The 21,292-nt window shown below is 57.2% G+C and carries 18 protein-coding genes and 1 pseudogene; 9 read left to right on the forward strand and 10 right to left on the reverse strand.

All coding sequences use genetic code 11. The features are described from left to right. Positions 1-439: 439 nt before the first annotated feature. The 3 genes and pseudogenes from ytpR (at position 440) to O77CONTIG1_RS27875 (ending at position 2,906) form a co-directional block, all read left to right on the forward strand. Positions 440-1,291 carry a YtpR family tRNA-binding protein gene (ytpR, locus tag O77CONTIG1_RS27865; protein WP_317134250.1) on the forward strand — a complete coding sequence of 284 codons (852 nt, stop codon included), beginning with the start codon at positions 440-442 and terminating at the stop codon, positions 1,289-1,291. Continuing rightward, positions 1,270-2,382, forward strand: a pseudogene (locus O77CONTIG1_RS27870) (phenylalanine--tRNA ligase subunit beta); the annotation flags it as partial. The gene ytpR and the pseudogene O77CONTIG1_RS27870, both read left to right, overlap by 22 nt. A gap of 140 nt (positions 2,383-2,522) precedes the next feature. After that, positions 2,523-2,906, forward strand: coding sequence for a hypothetical protein (locus tag O77CONTIG1_RS27875; RefSeq protein ID WP_317134251.1), 384 nt, complete (start codon positions 2,523-2,525; stop codon positions 2,904-2,906). 100 nt (positions 2,907-3,006) lie between these two features. Here the strand turns inward: O77CONTIG1_RS27875 and O77CONTIG1_RS10675 are convergent, their stop codons facing one another. From O77CONTIG1_RS10675 to hslO, 6 genes are all read right to left on the reverse strand, one after another. Continuing rightward, positions 3,007-3,678 carry a HEAT repeat domain-containing protein gene (locus tag O77CONTIG1_RS10675; protein ID WP_068510439.1) on the reverse strand — a complete coding sequence of 224 codons (672 nt, stop codon included), beginning with the start codon at positions 3,676-3,678 and terminating at the stop codon, positions 3,007-3,009. A 109-nt stretch (positions 3,679-3,787) separates the two neighbouring features. After that, positions 3,788-4,333 (reverse strand): hypothetical protein, encoded by a 546-nt coding sequence (locus O77CONTIG1_RS10680; RefSeq protein ID WP_068510440.1) that lies wholly within the window; start codon positions 4,331-4,333, stop codon positions 3,788-3,790. 13 nt (positions 4,334-4,346) lie between these two features. Then, positions 4,347-5,237, reverse strand: a complete 891-nt coding sequence (argB, locus tag O77CONTIG1_RS10685) for an acetylglutamate kinase (RefSeq protein ID WP_068510442.1) — start codon at positions 5,235-5,237, stop codon at positions 4,347-4,349. A 161-nt stretch (positions 5,238-5,398) separates the two neighbouring features. Continuing rightward, the gene (locus O77CONTIG1_RS10690; protein WP_156435151.1) at positions 5,399-7,543 is read right to left on the reverse strand and encodes a tetratricopeptide repeat protein; all 2,145 of its coding nucleotides are present in this window, start codon (positions 7,541-7,543) and stop codon (positions 5,399-5,401) included. Between the two features lie 364 nt (positions 7,544-7,907). Further along, the gene (locus O77CONTIG1_RS10695; protein ID WP_068510445.1) at positions 7,908-8,978 is read right to left on the reverse strand and encodes an acyltransferase family protein; all 1,071 of its coding nucleotides are present in this window, start codon (positions 8,976-8,978) and stop codon (positions 7,908-7,910) included. A gap of 389 nt (positions 8,979-9,367) precedes the next feature. Further along, on the reverse strand, positions 9,368-10,270 hold the full coding sequence (gene hslO, locus O77CONTIG1_RS10700) for an Hsp33 family molecular chaperone HslO (protein WP_068510447.1): 903 nt from the start codon (positions 10,268-10,270) through the stop codon (positions 9,368-9,370). A gap of 545 nt (positions 10,271-10,815) precedes the next feature. Here hslO and O77CONTIG1_RS10705 point away from each other — a divergent pair. Together O77CONTIG1_RS10705 and O77CONTIG1_RS10710 are read left to right on the forward strand one after the other, a co-directional pair. Next, positions 10,816-12,441 (forward strand): Ppx/GppA phosphatase family protein, encoded by a 1,626-nt coding sequence (locus tag O77CONTIG1_RS10705; protein ID WP_225894742.1) that lies wholly within the window; start codon positions 10,816-10,818, stop codon positions 12,439-12,441. A 266-nt stretch (positions 12,442-12,707) separates the two neighbouring features. After that, entirely contained in the window at positions 12,708-13,148 is a 441-nt protein-coding gene (locus O77CONTIG1_RS10710; protein ID WP_068516410.1) for an Hsp20/alpha crystallin family protein, read from the forward strand. Positions 13,149-13,496: 348 nt separating this feature from the next. Here the strand turns inward: O77CONTIG1_RS10710 and xth are convergent, their stop codons facing one another. Both xth and O77CONTIG1_RS10720 read right to left on the reverse strand, forming a co-directional pair. Then, entirely contained in the window at positions 13,497-14,282 is a 786-nt protein-coding gene (gene xth, locus O77CONTIG1_RS10715) for an exodeoxyribonuclease III (RefSeq protein WP_068510451.1), read from the reverse strand. 64 nt (positions 14,283-14,346) lie between these two features. Next, on the reverse strand, positions 14,347-15,309 hold the full coding sequence (locus O77CONTIG1_RS10720; protein ID WP_084782500.1) for a cation diffusion facilitator family transporter: 963 nt from the start codon (positions 15,307-15,309) through the stop codon (positions 14,347-14,349). A 193-nt stretch (positions 15,310-15,502) separates the two neighbouring features. Between O77CONTIG1_RS10720 and O77CONTIG1_RS10725 the strand changes: the two genes are divergently transcribed. The 4 genes from O77CONTIG1_RS10725 (at position 15,503) to O77CONTIG1_RS10740 (ending at position 19,899) form a co-directional block, all read left to right on the forward strand. After that, positions 15,503-16,255 (forward strand): DUF554 domain-containing protein, encoded by a 753-nt coding sequence (locus tag O77CONTIG1_RS10725; RefSeq protein WP_068510454.1) that lies wholly within the window; start codon positions 15,503-15,505, stop codon positions 16,253-16,255. A 388-nt stretch (positions 16,256-16,643) separates the two neighbouring features. Then, a complete protein-coding gene (locus O77CONTIG1_RS10730) occupies positions 16,644-18,017 on the forward strand; it encodes an NAD(P)/FAD-dependent oxidoreductase (RefSeq protein ID WP_068510456.1) in 1,374 nt (457 codons plus the stop codon). 252 nt (positions 18,018-18,269) lie between these two features. Continuing rightward, entirely contained in the window at positions 18,270-18,968 is a 699-nt protein-coding gene (locus O77CONTIG1_RS10735) for a uracil-DNA glycosylase family protein (protein ID WP_068510458.1), read from the forward strand. A 94-nt stretch (positions 18,969-19,062) separates the two neighbouring features. Beyond that, positions 19,063-19,899: a restriction endonuclease gene (locus tag O77CONTIG1_RS10740; protein WP_084782502.1), complete on the forward strand. Its 837-nt coding sequence runs from the start codon at positions 19,063-19,065 to the stop codon at positions 19,897-19,899. On the opposite strand, the gene grxC is transcribed toward O77CONTIG1_RS10740, so the two are convergent. Together grxC and O77CONTIG1_RS10750 are read right to left on the reverse strand one after the other, a co-directional pair. Continuing rightward, positions 19,896-20,216: a glutaredoxin 3 gene (gene grxC / locus O77CONTIG1_RS10745; RefSeq protein WP_068510462.1), complete on the reverse strand. Its 321-nt coding sequence runs from the start codon at positions 20,214-20,216 to the stop codon at positions 19,896-19,898. The two genes, O77CONTIG1_RS10740 and grxC, sit on opposite strands and share 4 nt — an antisense overlap. A gap of 110 nt (positions 20,217-20,326) precedes the next feature. Beyond that, on the reverse strand, positions 20,327-21,253 hold the full coding sequence (locus O77CONTIG1_RS10750; protein WP_068510464.1) for a glycosyltransferase family 2 protein: 927 nt from the start codon (positions 21,251-21,253) through the stop codon (positions 20,327-20,329). Positions 21,254-21,292 lie beyond the last annotated feature (39 nt).

Here is a 21,292-nt window from a genome sequence, read left to right on the forward strand (position 1 = left end):
CCCAAGAGCATGAAGGTAGAGTGCAGTTCTCTCGGGGAAACCCTTGAAGACTTGCTAAAGATCGCGCTGATTCGCTTAAAGTCTCAGTGAACACCCATAAATACACGGGACAGCATGTAGCAATTCGCCCAAGTGCTTACTCAAAAGGCTGACGAAGCATCCAGACGGAATGTTGCTAAAACTGCCGGAGGAGCAAGATTCAGCGGGTAAAAGCATTTAGCCTCTATAGATTGTTTAACAGATTGTTGTTGGATGTGCTAGGGGGTAGAAGCGTGTTCCGAGGCAACCGGGCGGTAGAATTGGGAGGGCTAAGGCACGAGATTTGGCGGCTTATTAGCCGCTTCATTTGGGCTAATGTCTGGATGTAGCCGTGCCAGGGCTGGACTAGATTAGATTTTGACCACGTTAATTTTTGTTGGGCAGAAAGGCACGATAGGCGATGCGAATTTCTCTGAACTGGTTGCGAGAGCTAGTCGATATCAACGTATCTCCAGAAGCGCTGGCGGATATGCTGACGATGGCGGGGTTTGAGGTAGAAGAGATTGAGGATCGCCGCACCTGGGCGGATGGCGTAGTGGTGGGTCGAGTGCTGGATCGTCAGCCCCATCCCAATGCTGACAAGCTGAGCGTGTGTAAGGTGGACATCGGGGCTGACACGCCTTCCACCATTGTCTGCGGTGCGGCGAATGTGCGGTCTGATATCTACGTTCCGGTGGCGACGCTGGGGACGCATCTGCCCATGATTGACCTAACGATTCGCCCCCGCAAGCTGCGGGATGTGCCCTCGGAGGGGATGATTTGCTCACTGGCGGAGGTGGGGCTGGCGAAGGAGTCAGAGGGCATTCATATCTTCCCGCAAGACTCGCTTCAGGTAGGCATGGATGCCCGTCCGCTGCTGGGGTTAGACGATGTGATTTTAGATCTGACCTCGACGGCAAACCGAGCCGATGCGCTGAGCATGGTGGGCATTGCGCGGGAGGTGGCGGCGCTGACGGGCGCAAAACTCAAGCTGCCGACAGTGCCCGAGTTGCCCGTCAAGTCTGCTGGAAAAGAACTGGGGCTGCGGATTTCGGAGCCGGGAGCCTGCCCGATTTATATAGGAACCGTTGTTGAGGGGGTGGCGATCGCCCCTTCTCCTGAATGGCTGCAACGACGGCTCCAGGCGGCGGGCACTCGTCCGATTAACAACGTGGGTGGACGTGACCAACTACGTGCTGCTGGAGTGGGGGGCAGCCGCTACACGCCTTTGATGGCGATCGCCTCCGGTCTATTGCGGGTTCTTCAGATTTAACGCTTGGTGTGCGCTTTGCCCGCAGCGGCGAGACGCTGACCACGCTGGACAGCCAGGAGCGAAAGCTGACCGACCAAACGCTGCTGATTACGGCAAACGACCAGCCCGTAGCGCTGGCGGGCGTGATGGGTGGCGAAAACAGCGAAGTTTACGCAGACACGACGAATCTGGTGCTGGAAGCAGCAGTTTTTGATTCGGTAGCCATTCGGCGATCGGCGCGATCGCAGGGACTCCGCACTGAGGCCTCGGCCCGCTACGAGCGTGGCGTGAACTCTGCGGAACTCGAACTGGCCTGTCGGCGGGCGCTGGCGCTGCTGGTAGAACTGGCGGGCGGTACGATAGGGGCGCAGACGGTAGCCGATGCGCGACCGGGCGGCGCGATGGCAACGCGCACGATTGAACTGCGGCTGGAGCGGCTGAACCAAGTGCTTGGCCCCATCGAACTAGACAAAGAGGCGCGTCCGGGCGAGGGCGAAATTGGCGACTTGCCGCCCGCCGAGGTAGAGCGGATTTTGACGGCGCTGGGCTGCGAACTAACCCCGATCTCGGCAGCGGGCGACGTGTGGCGGGTGAGCGTGCCGCCCTATCGTCATCGAGATCTGGAACGCGAAATCGATCTGATCGAGGAAGTGGCACGGGTTTACGGCTACAACAACTTCTGCGATACGCTGCCTGCCAAGACCGAACTGGGCTTCCTGTCGCCCGACTACGCCCTGACACGACAAATCCACAGCGCCTTCAAAGCGGTGGGTCTGACGGAGGTGATTCACTATTCGCTGGTGAAGCCGGACGGCGATAACCAGATTGCCCTCAGCAACCCGCTGTTTGTGGAATATTCTGCGCTGCGGACTGAAATGCTGACAGCGCTAATCGATGCCTTCCAGTACAACCTGGAGCAGGGCAACGGGGCGCTGAATGCCTACGAAATTGGGCGCGTGTTTTGGCGCGAAGAAGACGGGCTATATGAGGGCGATCGCCTCGCTGGGATTCTGGGTGGTGATACATCGGTCGGGCGCTGGGTTCGCAGTGGCCGCGAACAGCCGATGACCTGGTTTGAAGCCAAGGGCATATTGGAGAGCGCGTTTCGACAGCTTGGCGTAGCGGTTGAATTTCAGCCCGATCGGCGAAACCCGCTGCTGCACCCGGGGACGGACTGCCTCGCTTTGGGTACAGGGGCGAGCGGCTGGGCACGTTTGGACAGTTACACCCCCAAGAGCGCCAGCGCCGGGGATTGCCGGATGAAGTGTATGCCTTCGAGTTAGACCTAGATCTGCTGCTAGAAGACATGTCCGACGAAGCCAGGGTCACGCCTGTCTTCAAGCCCTACTCGGCCTACCCGGCCTCTGACAGGGATCTGGCGTTTTTTGCGCCCGTGCAGTTTTCAGTTGCGGAAATTGAGCGGGCGGTTCGCAAGACGGCAGGCAAACTGCTCGACTCTGTAGAACTATTTGATGAATATCGTGGCGAGTCAGTGCCCGAAGGCAAGCGCAGTCTGGCGTTTCGACTGGTCTACCGAGCCGACGATCGCACGCTGACCGACGAAGACATCGAGCCAGTGCATCAGAAAGTCCGCGAAGCGCTCCAAGAGAAGTTCCAGGTGAGCTTGCGGAGTTAAAGATAAAAAAAGAAGAGCGAAAAAAGAAGAACGAAAACCGACAATCCTTTTCTCTTCTCTCTTCGTTCTTCTCTCTTCTATCTTCGTTCTTCCCTTTTCCTCACTCCACCGCTTCCAACTTCTGCAACGCCAGCGCCGCCGCGTCTGATACGTGGGGGTGGCTGTCGCGCAGCAAGTATCGCAGCGCGGCAATGCTCTTGGGCGTGGGCAGGTTGCCCAGGGCTTCGGCGAGGCGCTGGCGCACCAGCCAGTCGGGCGAGTCTACAAAGCGCAGGATTGCCTCGACCGCTTCTAGGTCTTGGAGTTCTCCTAGCGCGGCGATCGCCGCCTGATGTAGCACCACCTCATCGCTCTCCAGCGCTTGCAGCAGGGCGTGGCGGGCGCGGGGGTCTTTCAGGTTGCCCAGCGATACGGCAGCGCTAAAGCGCACTAGCCAATCCGTATCTTCGTAGAATGCTCGCAGCAGCGGCTCGACCGCACGAGAGTCACCCAGATAGCCCAAAGCCCCGGCCGCATCGGCGCGAATGCCATAGTCGGGGTCGTTTTCCAAAATCTGCGCCAGGATGGGATAGCACTCGTCTGTTTGCTTGACCCCTAGGGCAAACACCGCCATCGAGCGCACTTGCAGGCTTTCGTCATCCAGCACTTTGAGAATCAGCGGCACGGCCGACTCTGAAGGGATATCGCGCAGCATGGCCAGGGCGACCATGCGATCGCTCGACTTGGGACTGTCGAGCTGGGTCTTGATCTGCTCTAGGCTGAGTTGGCTCATGGCGTTTTATTACGAATTATTAACTTTATGATAGCGAAGTTTTTCGGTTCCTGAGTCGCAACGGACTCGCTGTTCTTCTTGCCCCGTTGTCTCTAAGGCGTAGTTTCAATCAGGCGTAGCCGAACCAGAGGAGTCCAGCCACAATCAGGGCGATCGCCCCTAAAGAAATCCACACAAAGGAGTTGTCTTTGGTATTGACCTGGCTCAGATCAAGCGGCTCTGGATCAGGCTTGGGGCGGGGCTTCGGACGCGACGACGGGGGGCGACTGGGCGCGGCGTAGGACTTTTGATCTTCGGCGTTGGCGGCTTCCAGCCCGCCCAAGTCAGGAATCTGAGTCAGCCACTCGGGGCGCGTCCGCAGGCGTGGCGCGGTCAGGATGGTTTGCAGGCGGCGGCTCTGCTTGCGGGTCTTTACGTCGGGATGGCGCACCAGTTGCTCACAGAGGGCGATCGCCATGTCAGTCTGTCCGGCGGCCTCATAGGCCGTCACCAGCCAAATCTGCACCTCACCGCCCAGCTTGCCGCCCCGCTCCACAAGCGCAGCGGACTTTTCCAGACAGTCCACCGATTCCCGATAGCGTCCGCTTTCAAAATTTTGCTTGCCCGCTTGAAAGAGCGCTCTGGCCCGCTCCAGCGCCTCTGGGTTTGCCGCCATGCCCTTGCTGCACCTATCCCATAAAATCTGAAGCAACTAGCATAGAGCCAATGCCCGCGTCGGTAAAGATCTCCAGCAGCAGGGCGTGGGGCAGGCGGCCGTCGATGATGTGGGCTGCCTTGACTCCCTGGGCGAGCGATCGCACGCAGCAGTTGACCTTGGGAATCATGCCGCCGGAAACAATGCCCGACTCGATCAGCCGCCGCGCTTCCTGGATATCCAGTCGAGGAATCAGCGTCGAAAGGTCGTGGTAGTTTTTCAAAATGCCCGGTGTGTCGGTCATCAGAATCAGCTTTTCGGCTCCTAGCGCGGCGGCTAGTTCGCCTGCTACAGTGTCAGCATTGATGTTATAAGCTTGTCCTTTGTCGTCTGCCGCCACGCTAGACACGATGGGAATATAGCCTTCCCGCACCAGCGCCTCGATCAGCTTGGTATCTATACTTTGCACCTCACCTACAAAGCCGATGCCCTCTTCGCCCTGGGGTCGCGCCTTGATCAGGTTCGCGTCTTTGCCGCATAGCCCGACCGCCGAGCCGCCCGCTTGGTTTACTAGCGCCACTAGCTCTTTATTCACCCGGCCCACTAACACCATTTCCACCACATCCATCGTGGCCGCATCGGTCACGCGCAACCCGTTTTTGAACTGCGCCTCGATGCCCAGCTTGTTCAGCCAAGTGTTGATTTCGGGGCCGCCGCCATGCACCACCACGGGCCGCAACCCCACGCAGGAAAGAAACACGATGTCGCGGATGACGGTTTCCTTGAGGTTGCTGTCTTTCATGGCTGCGCCGCCGTATTTCACCACCACGACGCGCCCTGCAAACTGCTGAATGTAGGGCAGGGCTTCGCTAAGAACCCGAACGCGAGTGGCTTCGGCTTTTTCGATGTATTCGCTGGTCAGCATGTCAAGATGTCAAAGATTGAGGGTTGGGGATTGGGGACAGGGTGGATGAACAGCCTAAACCTACAGATCCCAAGTTTTAGCTTGCAAATTTTGATTTGAAAGCAGTTTATAGCAGATTGTGGTCGGGAAGTGTTGCGCCTTTTGCTGTTCGCTGCGGCCGACTACGGGTTCGGAAACTGAACCGTGTTGGCGTTGAGCGATTGCTGTCGCCACTGCTCAATCCAAAGCTGGGCTGGCGCGTAGGCGGGGGTGCGGGGGGGAATGCCTTTGGCAATGGCGATCGCCCCTTCTAGGCTCTCGGCGGCGGTTTGCTGGGCAATTTGCAAGACCTGATCGCTCCATTCAGCAATTAGGCGATCCGCTTCGGCACGCTGGGTGCTGGTGGTGGGAATTCGGTCTGCGGTTTGAATCGCAGAAATCAGCATGGAGGGCGTACCGGCGCTGGCAGCGCTCTGGGCAAGTTGGAGCGTCGAGCGATCGACGGACGCGAAATCTCGCGGGTTGCCCTCGGCAGCATTGCTGACCCCAGAGGGCGCGGGCACCGTGCGGAGGGTAGACGGCAACCCGTTGTCTAGCACGACCGGATCAGACGGGCGCGGTGCAAACACAGGAACCGTTTCGACAGGGGGCGGCGTTTGTAGGGCAGTGAGTTGCTGCTGCCAAGTCTGGATGCGATCGCGGGCTTCGGCAGACAGGGCGCGACCAGAACCGATTTGGCGGGCAATGCTGATGGCCGCTTGCAGCGAATCGGCATCGCCTGCGCGGGCAATTTCCTCGGCCTGGGTCAGCGTGGGGCGGTCTTCTCGTAGCTCGATGTCGGTGATCCAGCGGCTGGCGAGGCGGCGGGCTTCGCGGCTGCGGGGATTCCCTTGGGGAATGTTGTTGACTTCGGCGATCGCCGCCCGCAAGTCGCTCACGGTGCCCAAATCCGCATATTGCTGGGCGCGGGACAGATGCACTAGATCCTGTAGCTCGACGCGCCAATAGCTAATCAACTGCTGGGCCTTGCCATAGAGCGGGCGATCGCGGCGAATGCGGAGCGCCTGGGCGATCGCGGCTTCGATATCCGAGGCGCTGCCGTCCCATGCCTGGGCCCGCGCCTGGGCCAAAGCGGTGAAGTCCTGAATTTCTGCCTGCACTCGCGCCCCTTCAGGAATCTTGCGAACCAGATCCATTGCGCCAGGCAGGTCGCGCCGATTCAGGTACTCGTCTGCTAGATTCAGCACATCTTTGCCCAAGCTGTTGAGCAACCGCTGAGCCGCGGGATAGGCAGGGCTGGTTTTCTTGATTTCCTGCACCAGGGCGATCGCCTCTAGCAGGTTACTCGCACCGCCACGCCGCGCCATTCGGCGAATCTGCGCCAATTTTTTGCCGTCTTCCCGCGAGGCCGTGACCAAATCCACCATTTCCTGATATTTGGTGGTTTTCCAATATTCGTTGTCCACATCGAGCAGCTTCACCGCCAGATCAAAGGCTTTGGTGGGGTCGTCGTTAAACAGGGCTTCTTCTGCCTGCTTGTAGAGGGCTTCGGCGGTTGCCCAAGTCTTCTTCCAGGACTGGATGCGCTGCTCGACTTGGGCAAAGGCGGGCGTGTTGTCGGGAATGCGCTCGGCGATGGCGATCGCCCCCTGAAGATCGCCCTTGTGAAAGGCTTTCTCAGCCAGTTTCAAGATATCGTCTGACCACTGCGCGATGTAGCGATCGGCTTCGGGACGCATGGCGTGGTTGGGCGGCAGCGTATTCACCAGGGCGATCGCCTCCAGCAGGTCGTCCACCGTTTGCTTATTAGACGCAAGCTGGGCGCAGTAAATCCGCAGAGAAGCCGAGGCCGTCGGCCAGAAAATCGACGGACAGTTGGGCAGTGCGGGCAGTTTGAACAGCAGCGCCGCCGCCAGCACGCCCGCCCCAATGCAGCCCGTCGTCGCCGCCAAAACCCAAAGCTGCCAGCTTGTGAAAAACCGCACCAGGGGACTGCGGGGCCGCACCGATGGTTCATCCCTGTTGCGGTCGGTGGGCACGGCAGGAAGCGTCTGAACCTTGGGCGATCGCGCAACCGAAGGCACAACCCGTAGCGGGGGCTGGGCAGACGACGGCATCCCTTCGCCAAACGGGCGATCGCGCCGAGCAGACGCAGCCCGACTGCGCGACTCGTACCGACCTGTCTCTCGCGGCGGGGCATCTGCGGGCCGAGCGCTCCGAGCCGCGCCCCGACGAGTCCTAGCGTTTTGGGACGCAGGCAAACGGCTGGGCAGGCGACGCACCTTGTCTGCCTCCCCGTCTCCTGATGCCTGTCGGTTTCTCGTCATGCCCTACCTTCTGTCTGACCTTTTTCTCAGTTCTAAACCCTGGTGCTAAACCTTCAACGGTCTGGTGCAATGGGCTTAGCGCTCTGGCAGTCGCTATTCTAGTGCATCTAGGCTAGCTCGTTTCCAGAGAATAGCGGAACTCAACGGGTTTGACTGTCAGCTTGCTCACCTGACTCAGCCCCGTCCGCCGGGGTTGATGCTGACCTGGCAGCCCTGAGGCTCTCACCGCAGGCACCTAACACCAGCCTTCATCCGTGGCGCTCCGGATAAAACTGCTCGAGGCCGCGAATATGCATAGACTGATTACAAAATCGCAAGTCCAAAATTGCAAATCCAAAATCAAGAATTGCCATAAGTCCTGATTCTAAGAGATTTTGGGCGAACAGCTACTGGCAGGGGGGGGCTGCAATCTAAATAGGCATAGAATGCGAAGCTGCACAGACAGACGATATAGCAACAGAGACGCGCCCAGTCCAAGGGCTGTGCCCACAATGATGTGAATGACAGGCTGGTTAAGGTTCATCCCTTTTTGCAGGACAATCCTGGTTGCGGCAGTAAAAATCGTATGAGCCACAAAAATTTCTAAGGAGCGCAGCCCCCAAGTTTGCAGAAAGGAAATTCGCTGGAGATCCTCTAGATAAGCGGCAAGCGACAGGCTGGCAACAATACCCAGCACCGCCAGCGGAAACAGCCAGGCTTCGAGGCTGGTCAGATTGACGATGGCAGCCAGCGCAATGAGACTGAACCCCAAAAAGGCGCTGGGCAGCAGGATCGAACGCTGCACCTTTTGCAGCCGCCCAACCCAATCAACCCCGCTGGCGATCGCCCCCAAGGCAAAGTAAACTGCGTTGAGCCGAATCATGTACAGCACCGGCCAGGGGCCAAGGCTGAGGTCGATAAACTCGGAGGCAAACAGCAGCGCAAATCCTGCGAAGCACACTGCAACAGGAACCTTCAGCTTTCGCAGCAGCAGGTACACGAGCGAAACCGCAAACAAGACGTAGAGAAACCAGAATTGCAAAATTGGGGAATAGACGATGCGCCAAAGGCTGCTCAGGGGCTGGTCGCTGATGCCTGCGAGGTGGCGCAGCGTTTCCTGAATTGCGGACCACAGGAAATAGGGATAGGCGATCGCCCGCAGTTTGCTAGAAACCACTGTGCCGAGCGGTTTTGAGACGGAACGCTCGGCGAGGTAGCCAGACAGAAAAAAGAACAGGGGCATGTGGAAGGCATAGATCCACTGGTCGAGGGCTTGAGTTAGGGCGTTTTCCTGCAAAACAGTGCCAGTTAGCCCCCGGAGGACGTGCCCAAAAACCACCAGAAAGATGCCGATGCCCTTTGCATAGTCAATCAAAGCGATGCGCTGGGACTGAGCGCCGGTGCAGGATGCATCAACCGTCGCCCGACCGAGTGCAGAAATGCCTGGCGGATTCATGATGTCGATTGGTCAAGATTGATGAACGGGAGTCCCATCAGGGTTTGGATTCAAAGACAGCACAGATCCGGCAGGGTACAGATTTGGGGGTTTAGCAGAGTGCATAGAAAGGGCGATCGCCCTCTAGCCCTCTCAGTAGTTTTTCTAGGACTTGCCTACGTATATTTACAGTTCATCCAGATCTTAAAGGAGGATCGCAAAGTTCTGAAATAGCCTGCACAACATTTTTTCAGGCAACGGATTAGCCACAGATCAGCGGCAGCCTGATGGCAACAGGGCTGTAGCGGAAAAATAAAAGCATCGAAAAAATAAAACCGGGCCATCAAGAGTCCATAGCCCGGTTCGAGAGGCCGATTCGAGAGGTAGGTTTCGCAGTCAGGCAGCGGCGGCTAGCCAACCGATTCGGTTTGCAACTCTTGAATCAACTGCTCCAGCTCGTTGCTGCTAGCACGATAGACTTCGTTGCAGAAATGGCAGGTGGCTTCTGCACCATCGTCTTTAGCGATCATGTCGCGCAGTTCCTCTTCGCCGAGCAACTTCAGTGCGCCCAGCATCCGGTCAAACGTGCAGCCGCAGTGAAACCGCAGCATTTGGCTTTCGGGCAAGATTTCCAAATCCATATCGCCCATCAGGTCGGCGAAAATTTGCGGCAGGGTCTTCCCGTCCTTGAGCAAGCTGGTAAAGCCAGATAGCGCAGCCAGTCGAGATTCTAGCTTTTCGACCAGAGCTTCGTCGCGGGCTGCCTTGGGCAACACCTGCACCAGCATTCCGCCCGCTGCCGTCACCCCGTCCGGATCGACAAACACGCCCACCAGCAGTGCCGACGGCGTTTGCTCCGACACGACGAGATAATTCGCCACGTCTTCGCCAATCTCGCCCGACACCAGTTCCACAGTGCTGGAATAAGGGTAGCCAAAGCCGATGTCGCGCACCACGTAGAGAAATCCTTCGGAGCCAACCGCCGCGCCCACGTCGAGTTTCCCCCGACTGTTGGTAGGGAGTTCTACCCCAGGATTTTGCACATAGCCGCGCACGGTGCCATCTAGCCCCGCATCCGCAAAGACTACCCCCAAGGGGCCGTTGCCGCGCACGCGAATGTTGACCCGCGATTCGGGCCGCTTCATGCTGGAGGCCAGCAGCAGCCCGGAAACCATTGTCCGCCCCAGGGCAGCCGTGGCGACATAGGAAAGCTGGTGGCGCTGGCGGGCTTCTTCTGTGAGGCGGGTGGTGACTGCGCCCACAACCCGAATGCCACCTCTGGCTGCGGTTGCCCGCACGAGCTGATCTGCCATGTTGAAATACTTCTTAATACACACTCCTATTTTACCGATTTAGGGGCGGGTCGGTTTGAATGAATGCTTCGTCAGGAATTCATGATTTTGCGCTGAGTGTCGGGCTAAGATTGGGGAAACTCTAGGTAATCCATTAAGTGATTCAACGGAGTCTAGATTTTGAATAAACGGTATAAATAGCTTCTGAAAGGCAAGTCTCTGGAATCCCAAAGCGTTTGGGGTTTTGAGAAATGACCGGATCAGGTTTTTTGAAACTTGAATCTGTCTGTATGACTGCGGATACAAGCGCCTTAGTGTAGACCTAGCGACCGGAAACTAGCGACTAGAAATCGCGAAAGACAACACAAGTTCGCTGGGGCACTGAACTTCGATCGCCCTAGTCTACAAACCTGTGAATACCCATCTGTTCGTAAAACGGCGTTTGCTGCCCTGGCACTGGGCTTGCAACAGGCTGTGGACTCCAAGCTTGCTCCTGTGCTTCTCTAACCCTGAATCTCCGGATGATTAGTGTGTTCTCTAAGCGCAACAGTGTGCTGCCAACCCCAATGTCTTCTGCCGTGATTCAAGACCGTATTCTGGCTGCGATTGATGTTGGGACGAACTCAATCCACATGGTGGTGGTGAAGATTGACCCCACGCTGCCCGCATTCACCATCATTAATCGAGAAAAAACGACGGTGCGTCTGGGCGATCGCGATCGCGCGACAGGCAATCTGACTCAGGCGGCCATGCAACGGGCGATCGCCACGCTGCGCCGCTGCCAAGACATTGCCCAGACGCTCCATGCCGAGGCGATCGTGGCCGTAGCCACCAGCGCCGTGCGCGAAGCCCCCAATGGACGCGACTTTTTGCAACTAGTAGAAAACGAGCTGGGGCTGGAAATTGACCTGATTTCGGGTCAGGAAGAGGCCCGGCGAATTTATCTGGGCGTACTGTCGGGGATGGCCTTTAACGAGCAGCCCCATGCGATTATCGACATCGGCGGCGGCTCGACGGAGCTAATCTTGGGCGACGGCCATGAGCCGCGCTGCCTCACCAGCACCAAAGTCGGCGCAGTCCGGCTGACGACGGAAATGGTCAGCACCGACCCCATCAGCAGCAGTGAGTTTAACTATTTGCGAGCTTATGTGCGCGGTATGTTGGAGCGCTCGGTGGACGAACTGCTGAGCAAAGTTCGCGCTGGGGAAACGCCGCGCTTAGTAGGAACCTCCGGCACCATTGAAACGCTGGCCGCCCTGCACGCCCGCGAGCACACGGGCACCGTGCCCGATCCGCTGCATGGTTATCAAATTCCCCTGGCCGACTTGCGCGAAATGGTGACTCGGCTGCGCCGCATGACGATGGCCGAGCGAGCCGCCTTGCCAGGAATGTCGGATCGGCGGGCAGAGATTATCGTGGCGGGGGCGCTGATTTTGCAGGAAGCGATGGAGCTACTGCGGCTGGATTCGGTAACGATTTGCGAGCGATCGCTCCGGGAAGGGCTGGTCGTGGACTGGATGCTGACCCACGGGCTGATCGAAGACCGCCTGCGTTTCCAAAGCTCGATTCGCCAGCGCAGCGTCCTCCGTGCCGCTCAAAAATATCAGGTGAACCTGCCCTATGCTGAACGGGTGGCGACCCTGGCCCTTAGCCTGTTTGACCAGACCCAGGGCATCTTACACAACTGGGGACACGAGGAGCGAGAGCTGCTGTGGGCAGCCGCCATGTTGCACAACTGTGGACACTTTATCAGCCACTCTGCCCACCACAAGCATTCCTACTACCTGATTCGCAATGGTGACCTGCTGGGTTATACAGAGATTGAAATCGAGGCGATCGCCAATTTGTCTCGCTATCACCGCAAAAGCTGTCCCAAGAAAAAGCACGACAACTACCGCAGCCTGACGACCAAAAAGCACCGAAAAGTCGTCGAACAGCTCAACACGCTGCTGCGGATGGCGGTCGCCCTGGATCGTCGCCAAATCGGCGCAATCGACCGCATCACCTGCGAGGTAGTGCCCGCTCACCAGGAGTTTCGCCTGCTAATCCATCCAACCCACCCCAACGACGACTGCGCTCTGGAACTGTGGAGCCTGGATGGCAAAAAGGGCTGTTTTGAAGAAGAATTTGGGCTGAAAGTCGTGCCTCAGCTAGTGCTGTTGCCCCCTGACGCTGGCTCCTACTTGAGCTAGGGCTGTGATGAAAGAGCGGTTTGGTACGGGAATGAGAACCCAGCGAGTCCAAAAAACCGACCCCCACTCCTGAATCGCTTGCCATACCATAATGACTGTCAGCCATCAGTCGTCTGAGGTTCGGAAACGCCCCGTCCAACCAACCAGCTAAACCAACAAAAGCTCACTCCCTTATCGGAAGTGTTGGCGAGGCAACGACTCAGACGATAACCCTAACTAGCGTTAATTCCACATTCTTAAACTATTGTTTCTAGGAGGCGATGGATATGGCACTCGTTCGATGGGAACCATTCCGTGAGATTGAAACGCTACAACGGCAAATGAATCGGCTGTTTGATGAGTTCCTGCCAGCGACTACAGAAAACCACAAGCTGACCAGCTTCATGCCGCTGGCAGAGATGGAAGAAACGGGTGAAGCGATTCACCTGAGGCTGGAAGTTCCTGGCATGGATGCCAAAGACCTCAATGTTGAGGTTTCGGCAGAGTCCGTTAGCATCAGCGGCGAACGCAAGTCGGAAAGCAAAACCGAAGAAAAAGGCATGACCCGAACGGAGTTCCGCTATGGCAAGTTTCAGCGGGTGATTCCGTTGCCGAGCCGCATCCAAAACGATAAGGTAACGGCTGAATACAAGGACGGTATCTTGAACCTAACCTTGCCGAAGGCCGAGGAAGAAAAAAATCGCGTCGTCAAGGTGAGCCTTGGTTGAGGGAGAGTTCTAGGTAACCTCCCGGTTGCTTCCCCCGCCGGGGTTGCGGCGAGCCAAGATAGTCCGTCTAGCTGCTAAACAGCACGCAAGAGGTCACTTATTGAAGACCTCCTCAAGCGTGAGTCGCTGCTGTGAGTCGCTGCGCTGCTATTGGCTCAGCAAGCTCACGTTGAACCTGGAGAGCAACGAGCCATTTACCCTTAGGGCTGACAGGGCAATGGAGTTGCTCTCTTTTTTTTGACTTACGCAGCCAGACGATAGTCCTGGTTTTTGTTGACGGTGTGATGTGCGGCGCAAAAAGCGGGAAACCTTACTAGCGATTTAGGCAATTCACGCAATTTACGCAATTTACAACTCCACGATTACTGGCGTGTGGTCGCTGGGCTTTTCTAGCTGGCGCGGCGCTTTGTCGATGATGCAGCTTTTGGCCTCGGCATAGAGCGGCGGGCTGAGGTAGTGGTGGTCGATACGCCAGCCCAAGTTGCGGCGAAAGGCTGCGGCGCGGTAGTCCCACCAGCTAAACTGTCCGTCTTCCTGGTTAAACTTGCGAAACGCATCCGCCAGCCCCAAGTCGAGAATGGCCCGCAGCGCCTGCCGTTCGGCATCGGTAGCCATGACTTCTTTTTCGCGCCCGGTGGGGTCGTGGATATCTCGATCTTCCAGCGCCACGTTGAAATCGCCGCAAACCAGGAGTTTGGGATTCTCCTCCAGCAGCTTTGCCAAATACTCGCGCAGCACCGCCAGCCAGTTTAGCTTGTAGGTGTATTTGTCGCTGCCGACGCTGGAGCCGTTGGGCACGTAGAGGTTAACAATGCGAACCTGATCGAGAACGCCTGTGATGACTCGCTTCTGTTCATCAAACGGCGCGGCGATCGCCCCTCCTAGCACAGGCTCGAACCCACAACTGACCGACTCCAGCGGCGTTTTGCTGATCAGCGCCACACCGTTGTAGGACTTTTGCCCAGAGACGTAGCAGGTATACCCCAAATCGGTAAACGCAGCCAGCGGAAAGTCAGCATCCACTACCTTCGTTTCCTGAGCGCACAGCACATCCACCGGATTCTCCGTCAGCCAGTTGATGACGTGTTCTAGACGGGTGCGAATGGAGTTGACATTCCAGGTGGCGATCTTCATGCGGGAGAACGGGAGAGGGCGTGATGAGTAGTTTACTGCATCCCTCCGTCACTCCATGACTCCATCATTCCTTGACCACCAGTTCCAGGCTCGGTGGCATCGATAGATTCACTCGGGGTGTAGCGGGCGGGGCAGCCAGTTGGAGCGTGGTGTCGGTCAGTCCGAAGGTGGTTTGCAGGGAAGCTTGCAGGGTTTGCAAGAGGCGATCGCGCTCTGGGCCATCCTGCGGGTTCACCGTCAGGTGGGCAGTGAGAGCCATCTGACCTGGGGCGATCGCCCACAGCCTCAGATTCTCAACCGCTTGCACGCCTTCGGTTTGTAGCAGATGGGCCTGCACAGTGTCGGGGTCGAGGTGGGCGGGGGCTTTTTCCAGCAGGATGTTCAGGCTTTGGCGGATGAGCGGGATGGCTCCGACCAGAATCAGCGCGGCGACGAGCAGGCTAATAGCTCCATCGGCCCACGCCCAGCCAAAGAGCCAGACGGCGATCGCCGCCAAAATCACGCCGACTGACCCGATCGCGTCGGACACCATGTGCAGAAATGCGCCTTTCAGGTTCAAATCATGGTGGCTGTGGTCGTGCAACAGCGATGCGTTGACCAGGTTGATGCCTAGCCCAACAGCGGCGGTAATCAGCATCGGCAGTCCCAGAATTTCCGCATCGGGGTGTTGCAGCCGTTCGACTGCTTCCCAGCCAATCCAGAGGGCGATCGCCACCAGCCCCAGTCCGTTTGCCAGCGCTGCCAAGATTTCGACTCGCCGATAGCCAAAGGGAGCCTGCGCCGACGGCGGCCAGCCCGCAATCCACGTCGCCAGCAGCGCCAGCGCCAGCGCGGCCACATCCGACAGCATATGCCCCGCCTCTGCCAGCAGCGCCAGACTGTGGCTCGACAGGCTGACCGCCAGTTCTACCAGCGAGAACCCGCCAATCAGCCCCAGCGCCATCCACAACAGTTTTGCTTTTTTCTGGACATCCACCGTGTGGGGATGGGGCGCTTGGCAGCCCTCTGGGCAGGCGGCAGTATGCATGAAGGCGGAAAACACAGCAAAAGACCTTTTCTAGGATCATCCCACAGAATTCCCTGAGCAGCCACGACGCTGGACGGGAGCGGCGGGTTCCGGCTAGACCGCAGAAGCAGTGGGGAGCGGATGGGATAAGGTGATTCTGGAGGGTTTTCTCCAGCCTTGCAGTTCGCCCCATCACCCCGTCACCTTGTACCCCATGCTAGATTTTTGGGCAAAAACCAGCGGCACCTGGATCAACGTTGCCACGGTTCTACTGGGGACTGCCCTGGGGCTGCTGCTCACCGGGCACTTGCCAGAGCGGATGCAGCGGATGATCAAGCAGGGGTTGGGACTGACAACGCTGTTTATCGGCATCAGCATGGCAGGCAGCCTGAACCAGTCCAGGGGCGGCATTGTAGACGGCGTGATTTTGGGGCTGTTGGCGCTGGTGGCAGGCGGGCTGCTGGGCGAGTGGTGGCAGATTGAGGAACGGCTGGCGATCGCCGGAGATTGGCTGAAACATCGGGTCAAAGGCAAGGGTCGCTTTACCGATGGCTTTGTCACCGCCAGTTTGCTGTTTTGCATTGGCCCGATGGCCATGATCGGCAGCCTAAACAACGGGCTGGTGGGCGATGCGCGGCTGCTGACGCTAAAGGCGACGATGGACGGACTGGCGGCGATCGCCCTCACGGGCAGCTACGGCATTGGTGTCGGCTTTTCGACCCTGACAATTTTGCTGTATCAAGGCGGACTGTCGCTAGCCGCCGGACTCCTGGCCCGCGCGCTCCCCGATCCCGCCAGTTCGCCGCCCGTGCTGCTAGCAACAGGCGTAGGCGGCCTGATGATTCTGTCTATCGGGCTGAACTTGCTAGAAATCGGCAAGGTGCGCGTCGGCTCCTTCTTGCCAGCCCCCTTCCTCGCACCGCTGGTCTATTGGCTTGCCACATGGCTCACAGCCGCCTTCGCGTGAGGCCTTGCCCTGAGAAATCGCCCTGAGAAATCGCACTGAGAAATCGCACTGAGAAATCGCACTGAGAAAGTGCCCCAGAGGCAGGCAATTTTTGCAGGCAACAGGGGCGATCGCCCCCGTCATCCGTGCAATGCGAAGCGACCTCTCTCTAACTCACCGAAGCGCCCTTCGGAGGGGGGTTTGGGGGGAAGCGGGTTCCCAAGCGGGGGGGTTGGGGGGGAAGCTCCCCCCCAAGGCTGTTGGCTCGGCAGAGGAGAACCGCCCAAATCTTTAAAGCTTTTATTTATGCAGAGATGCCGTAAATGTACAACGTTACACACGACATCCCCAATTCAGGCGGCTAACATGGCGCTTAATGTCCTCAACACAGAATCGCCTGAGAACCTCTATGGACGCGATCGCAACACCAGAACCGCACCACGTCGTCATCATTGGCGGCGGATTTAGCGGTCTATACGCCGCCAAAACGTTGGGACGCGCAAAAGACATTAAGGTAACGCTAGTAGACAAGCGCAACTTTCACCTGTTTCAGCCCTTGCTATATCAAGTGGCAACGGGCACGCTGTCGCCAGCCGACATTTCTTCGCCCCTGCGCGGCATTCTCAGCGACTACAAAAACATTACCGTGCTGATGGATGAGGCGGTTGATCTTGATCCACAGGCACAAGTGCTAAAGCTGCGAGAGCAGGAGCTTCCCTACGACACGCTGGTTGTGGCAACGGGTGTCAGCCACCACTACTTTGGCAACGACCAGTGGCGCGACACGGCTCCGGGGCTGAAAACCATTGAAGATGCCCTGGAAATGCGCCGCCGGATTTTTGTCGCCTTTGAAGCGGCAGAGAAGGAAACCGACCCCGAAAAGCGCAAAGCATGGCTCACCTTTGTCATTGTGGGCGGCGGGCCGACGGGAGTAGAGCTAGCCGGGGCGATCGCCGAACTGGCCTACCGCACGCTCAAAGAAGACTTCCGCAACATCGACACCTCAGAAACCACCATCCTGCTGCTGGAAGGCATGGATCGCGTCCTGCCACCCTACGATCCTGACCTGTCGGCAAAGGCGGCTGAATCGTTATCCCGTCTGGGCGTGACCGTCCGCACCAAAACCCTGGTGACGCAGATTGAACCCAGCGACAGCGGCGACGTGGTAACGCTGAAAAGCGGCACGCCGGATAATCCCGTGATTGAGACAATGACCGCTCGCACCATCCTCTGGGCGGCAGGGGTAAAAGCCTCTGGCATGGGCAAGGTGCTGGCCGATCGGGCGGGTGCGTTGTGCGATCGCGTCGGGCGCGTCATCGTGGAACCTGATTTCAGCATCGCGGGTTATCCCAATATCTTCGTCATCGGCGATCTGGCCCACTATGCCCACCAAGGCGATCGCCCCATTCCGGGTGTCGCACCGGCCGCCGTGCAGGCCGGTGAATACGTCGCCAAGACCCTCCAGCGACGCATCCAGGGGCAGTCCGTAGAACCCTTTGTCTATAAAGATCCAGGTAGCTTGGCCATCATCGGGCAAAATGCTGCGGTGGTTGACCTGGGCTTCGTCAAGTTTTCTGGGCCACCCGCCTGGTTTGCGTGGGTCTTTGCCCACATTTACTATCTAATCGAGTTCGACAACAAGCTTATTGTCATGCTCCAGTGGGGTTGGAACTACTTCACCCGCAAGCGCGGCGCACGGCTGATTACGGGTGAGGGCGGCGTGGCGACCGCAGAGTCCGCAGGGACGTATCGGACTAGGGTGAAGGAGCCGGTGGAGGTGTAGAGGAAGCGGGAAGAGGGAAAAAGGAAAAACGAAGAGGGAAGAACGAAGAACGAAGAGGGGAGCGGGAAGAGGGAAGAACGAAGAACGAAGAGGGAAGAACGAAGAGGGAAGAGGGGGAGCGGGAAGAGGGGGAGCGGGAAGAGGGGAGGGCGATCGCGCTGGCTTGTATTGGCCGGTTCGGATTGCTGATTCGTTTTACAATGAAGCTTCCATAGATTTAATCTCTGATCACCAAGCCCTAGACCAAATCCAATGGCGAGCGAAGACCAAATTGACTTATTCAGTCTGGCGGAGGTCGCCACGCCTGCCGCATCTGCCAGCTTCGACCCGTCCCAAATTCCCACCAGCGTCCGCATCCCCATTCCACCGGGAACCTACGCCTCGATGGAGGAAATGAAGGCGCACTGCGACCAATGTCAGCGCTGCGAACTGGGGCAAAATCGCACCCATGCAGTCATTGGGCGTGGCGGCCTGGCTGCGCCCGTGATGATTGTCGGCGAGGGGCCAGGGCAAACCGAAGACGAAACCGGGCTGCCGTTTGTGGGCAAGTCGGGTCAGTTGCTCGCCAAAATTCTAGAATCGGTGCAGTTGAGCGATGAGGACGTGTTCATCTGCAACGTGGTGAAGTGTCGCCCGCCGGAAAACCGCACCCCCACCGCCGCCGAAGCCGATGCCTGCAAGGGCTACCTGATGGAGCAAATTCGGCTGATTAACCCCAAGATTATCTTGCTCACCGGGGCTACTGCGCTGAAGGGCTTGCTGGGCATCAAGCAGGGCATTACCAAGGTGCGCGGCCAGTGGATCGAGCAAGACGGCCGCTTCTATATGCCGATCTTTCACCCCGCCTATCTGCTGCGAAATCAGTCCCGCGAGAAGGGCAGCCCGAAGTGGCTGATGTGGCAGGATATCCAGGCGGTGCGGGCAAAGCTGGATGAGATTCGCGGAGCTTAGTGCGTGAAGAAATAGTAAACAGTTTCTCTTAGAGTTGTTTAAGCTCTTAATCCAGAGCTAAGCTAGTGCAGAAATACTAACTTGATGTGTAGTAATGCCTAAACTTACTTGTATTGAGTGCGGCAAGAAAACTACAGCAAAGCACCCAATCCTTGAAGTATCTCTTTGTAGAGCTTGTAGATCTGAGAATTCAGAGAAGTACGGTTTTGTTACTAAAACTCGAGCTGTAAGAGAGTATCGTCTAAAGCCTGATGAACTTTATGCACTAAAGTTTATTGAGGAGAAAAACCCGCACTGGCGTACTGGCCCTCATCCAATGCATTTATTTTTGCATCAACAGGTAAAGGGACTCTCTGAGCAAAAGTGGGGCAGTGCTGAGCCATATACGGTTACTTTGTCTCAGTTTTCTGAACAGCTCCTTTCATGGTTCCTTGAGGACTTAGATAGGTTAAAGCAACTTCCTCCAGACAAGTTTCAGTATTTTGTTGCAGATAGACTGGAACGCCTGGGATTAGAACCTAAACTGGTTGGAGATGTCTATAGAAAAGATGGTGGCGTAGACATCATTGCATATCCAAAGAACCTCACAGTTCCTTTTCTGTTAGCTGTTCAAGCAAAGCATCATCGTAAAGATCGCAAGACTTCAGTGAGTGATGTTCGTGATTTTCATGGTGTTTTAAATTCACACACTTCTCCCTTTCATATGGGTATGCTAGTCACTAATACTAGCTTTACCCCAGATGCAAAATGGTTTGCTAATAATAACCAAAAGCTTCTGCGATTGAGGGACATGAAAGATTTATGCCGCTGGCTGAAAGAAGATTTTACGAATGAGCATGAATGGCGCGAAATTCCTGAAGAAGTTGAGCTGGCACCAGGAATACGTATCCAGATCCCTAAACAGAAAGTGTGGTTAACCGATAAATCTTAGTTTTCTGCTGCCGCTTGCCATAATAGAGGGTCTAACTCCCCCTGGCGATCCAGTGCGTAGAGATCATCACAGCCGCCGATGTGCTGGTTGTTGATGAAAATTTGAGGCACGCTGCGGCGACCGTTGGCGCGTTCGGCCATTTTGACGCGGGCGGCTCCGTCGCCGTCGATTTTGTATTCGGTGAAGTTTACGCCTTTCCAGCGCAGCAGCATCTTGGCGCGGATGCAGTAAGGACAGGTTTGCCAGGTGTAGATTTCGACGTTGGCTTTGACGTTTTCTGGGTGTCGGCCGAGGAGGGTGTTGAGTTTTTCTAGCATGGCGTTGGGGAATGGGGAAAGGATGAGGAGATGATGGAGATGAGGAGAGAGGGAGATGAGGAGAGAGGGAGATGAGGAGATGAGGCAACTTCTTTCTCATCATCCCATCATCACCTCATCCCATCATCCAAATCCAGTTGCGGATTCAGCCGCCCGCCAAGCTGTTGCAACTCGTAGAGCTTTACGCCGATCTGGTATTCGTACTGGCTGAGCAGGCGGGCGTAGATGTAGCCGGGGCGGCCGTCGAGGAAGCCGAGCCGCAGGATGTAGAACAGGATGAAGCGCAGGATGGGGCGAAACGGCAGGCGTACCCACAGCAGCTTGAGGAAGCGCTTGCGCTGGACGGCGTTGCTCCACCAGCCGGAGGTGCGATCGCCCAATGTTCCGGCTTCATCCATGCCATTGAGTAGATTGTAGTAGACGCGGGCTTCCCAATTGGAGTAGCGGTTGTGGCGCTCTAGCCAGTGGTAGAGATCCCGATAGTCGATGTGGAGCATATCGGTGGTGAGGTAGCCTGCGGTTCCTTCCAGGAAGACGTGTTCATGCACTTCGTTGTCGCCCGTGTTGGGGGCAGTGTCAGTGTGCAGATTTTCGTAGCGTCCTTTGGCATGGCGAAACAGGCGCAGGTTCCAGTCGGGATACTTACCGCCGTGGCGAATCCATCTGCCCAGGAAGTAGACGCGACGGTTTAGGTAGTAGCCGTTGACGGCTGGATTTTGGATAGCTTGGGCGATTTCGTTCCAGAGGGCAGGCGGGATGCGCTCGTCGCAATCGACAATCAGCACCCACTCGTTGCGAAAGGGGAGATGGTCGAGGGCCCAATTTTTCTTTTTTGGCCAGCGCCCGCTGAAGTGGAACTGTACGACCTTTGCGCCATAGTCTGCGGCAATTTCGGCGGTGCGATCGCCGCTTTGCGAATCCACCACGAAAATCTCATCAGCAAGGGCAAGGCTTTCCAAACAGGCAGGCAAATTTAGCTCCTCGTCTTTGGCAGGAACTAGCACCGAGACGGGGATGCGGTTGGGCAAATGGGTCATTTCTAGCGGCCAGGAAATCGTCCAACTGCGTAAGTTCTA

Origin of the sequence: Leptolyngbya sp. O-77 (assembly GCF_001548395.1) — a bacterium.
Taxonomy (GTDB): domain Bacteria; phylum Cyanobacteriota; class Cyanobacteriia; order Elainellales; family Elainellaceae; genus Thermoleptolyngbya.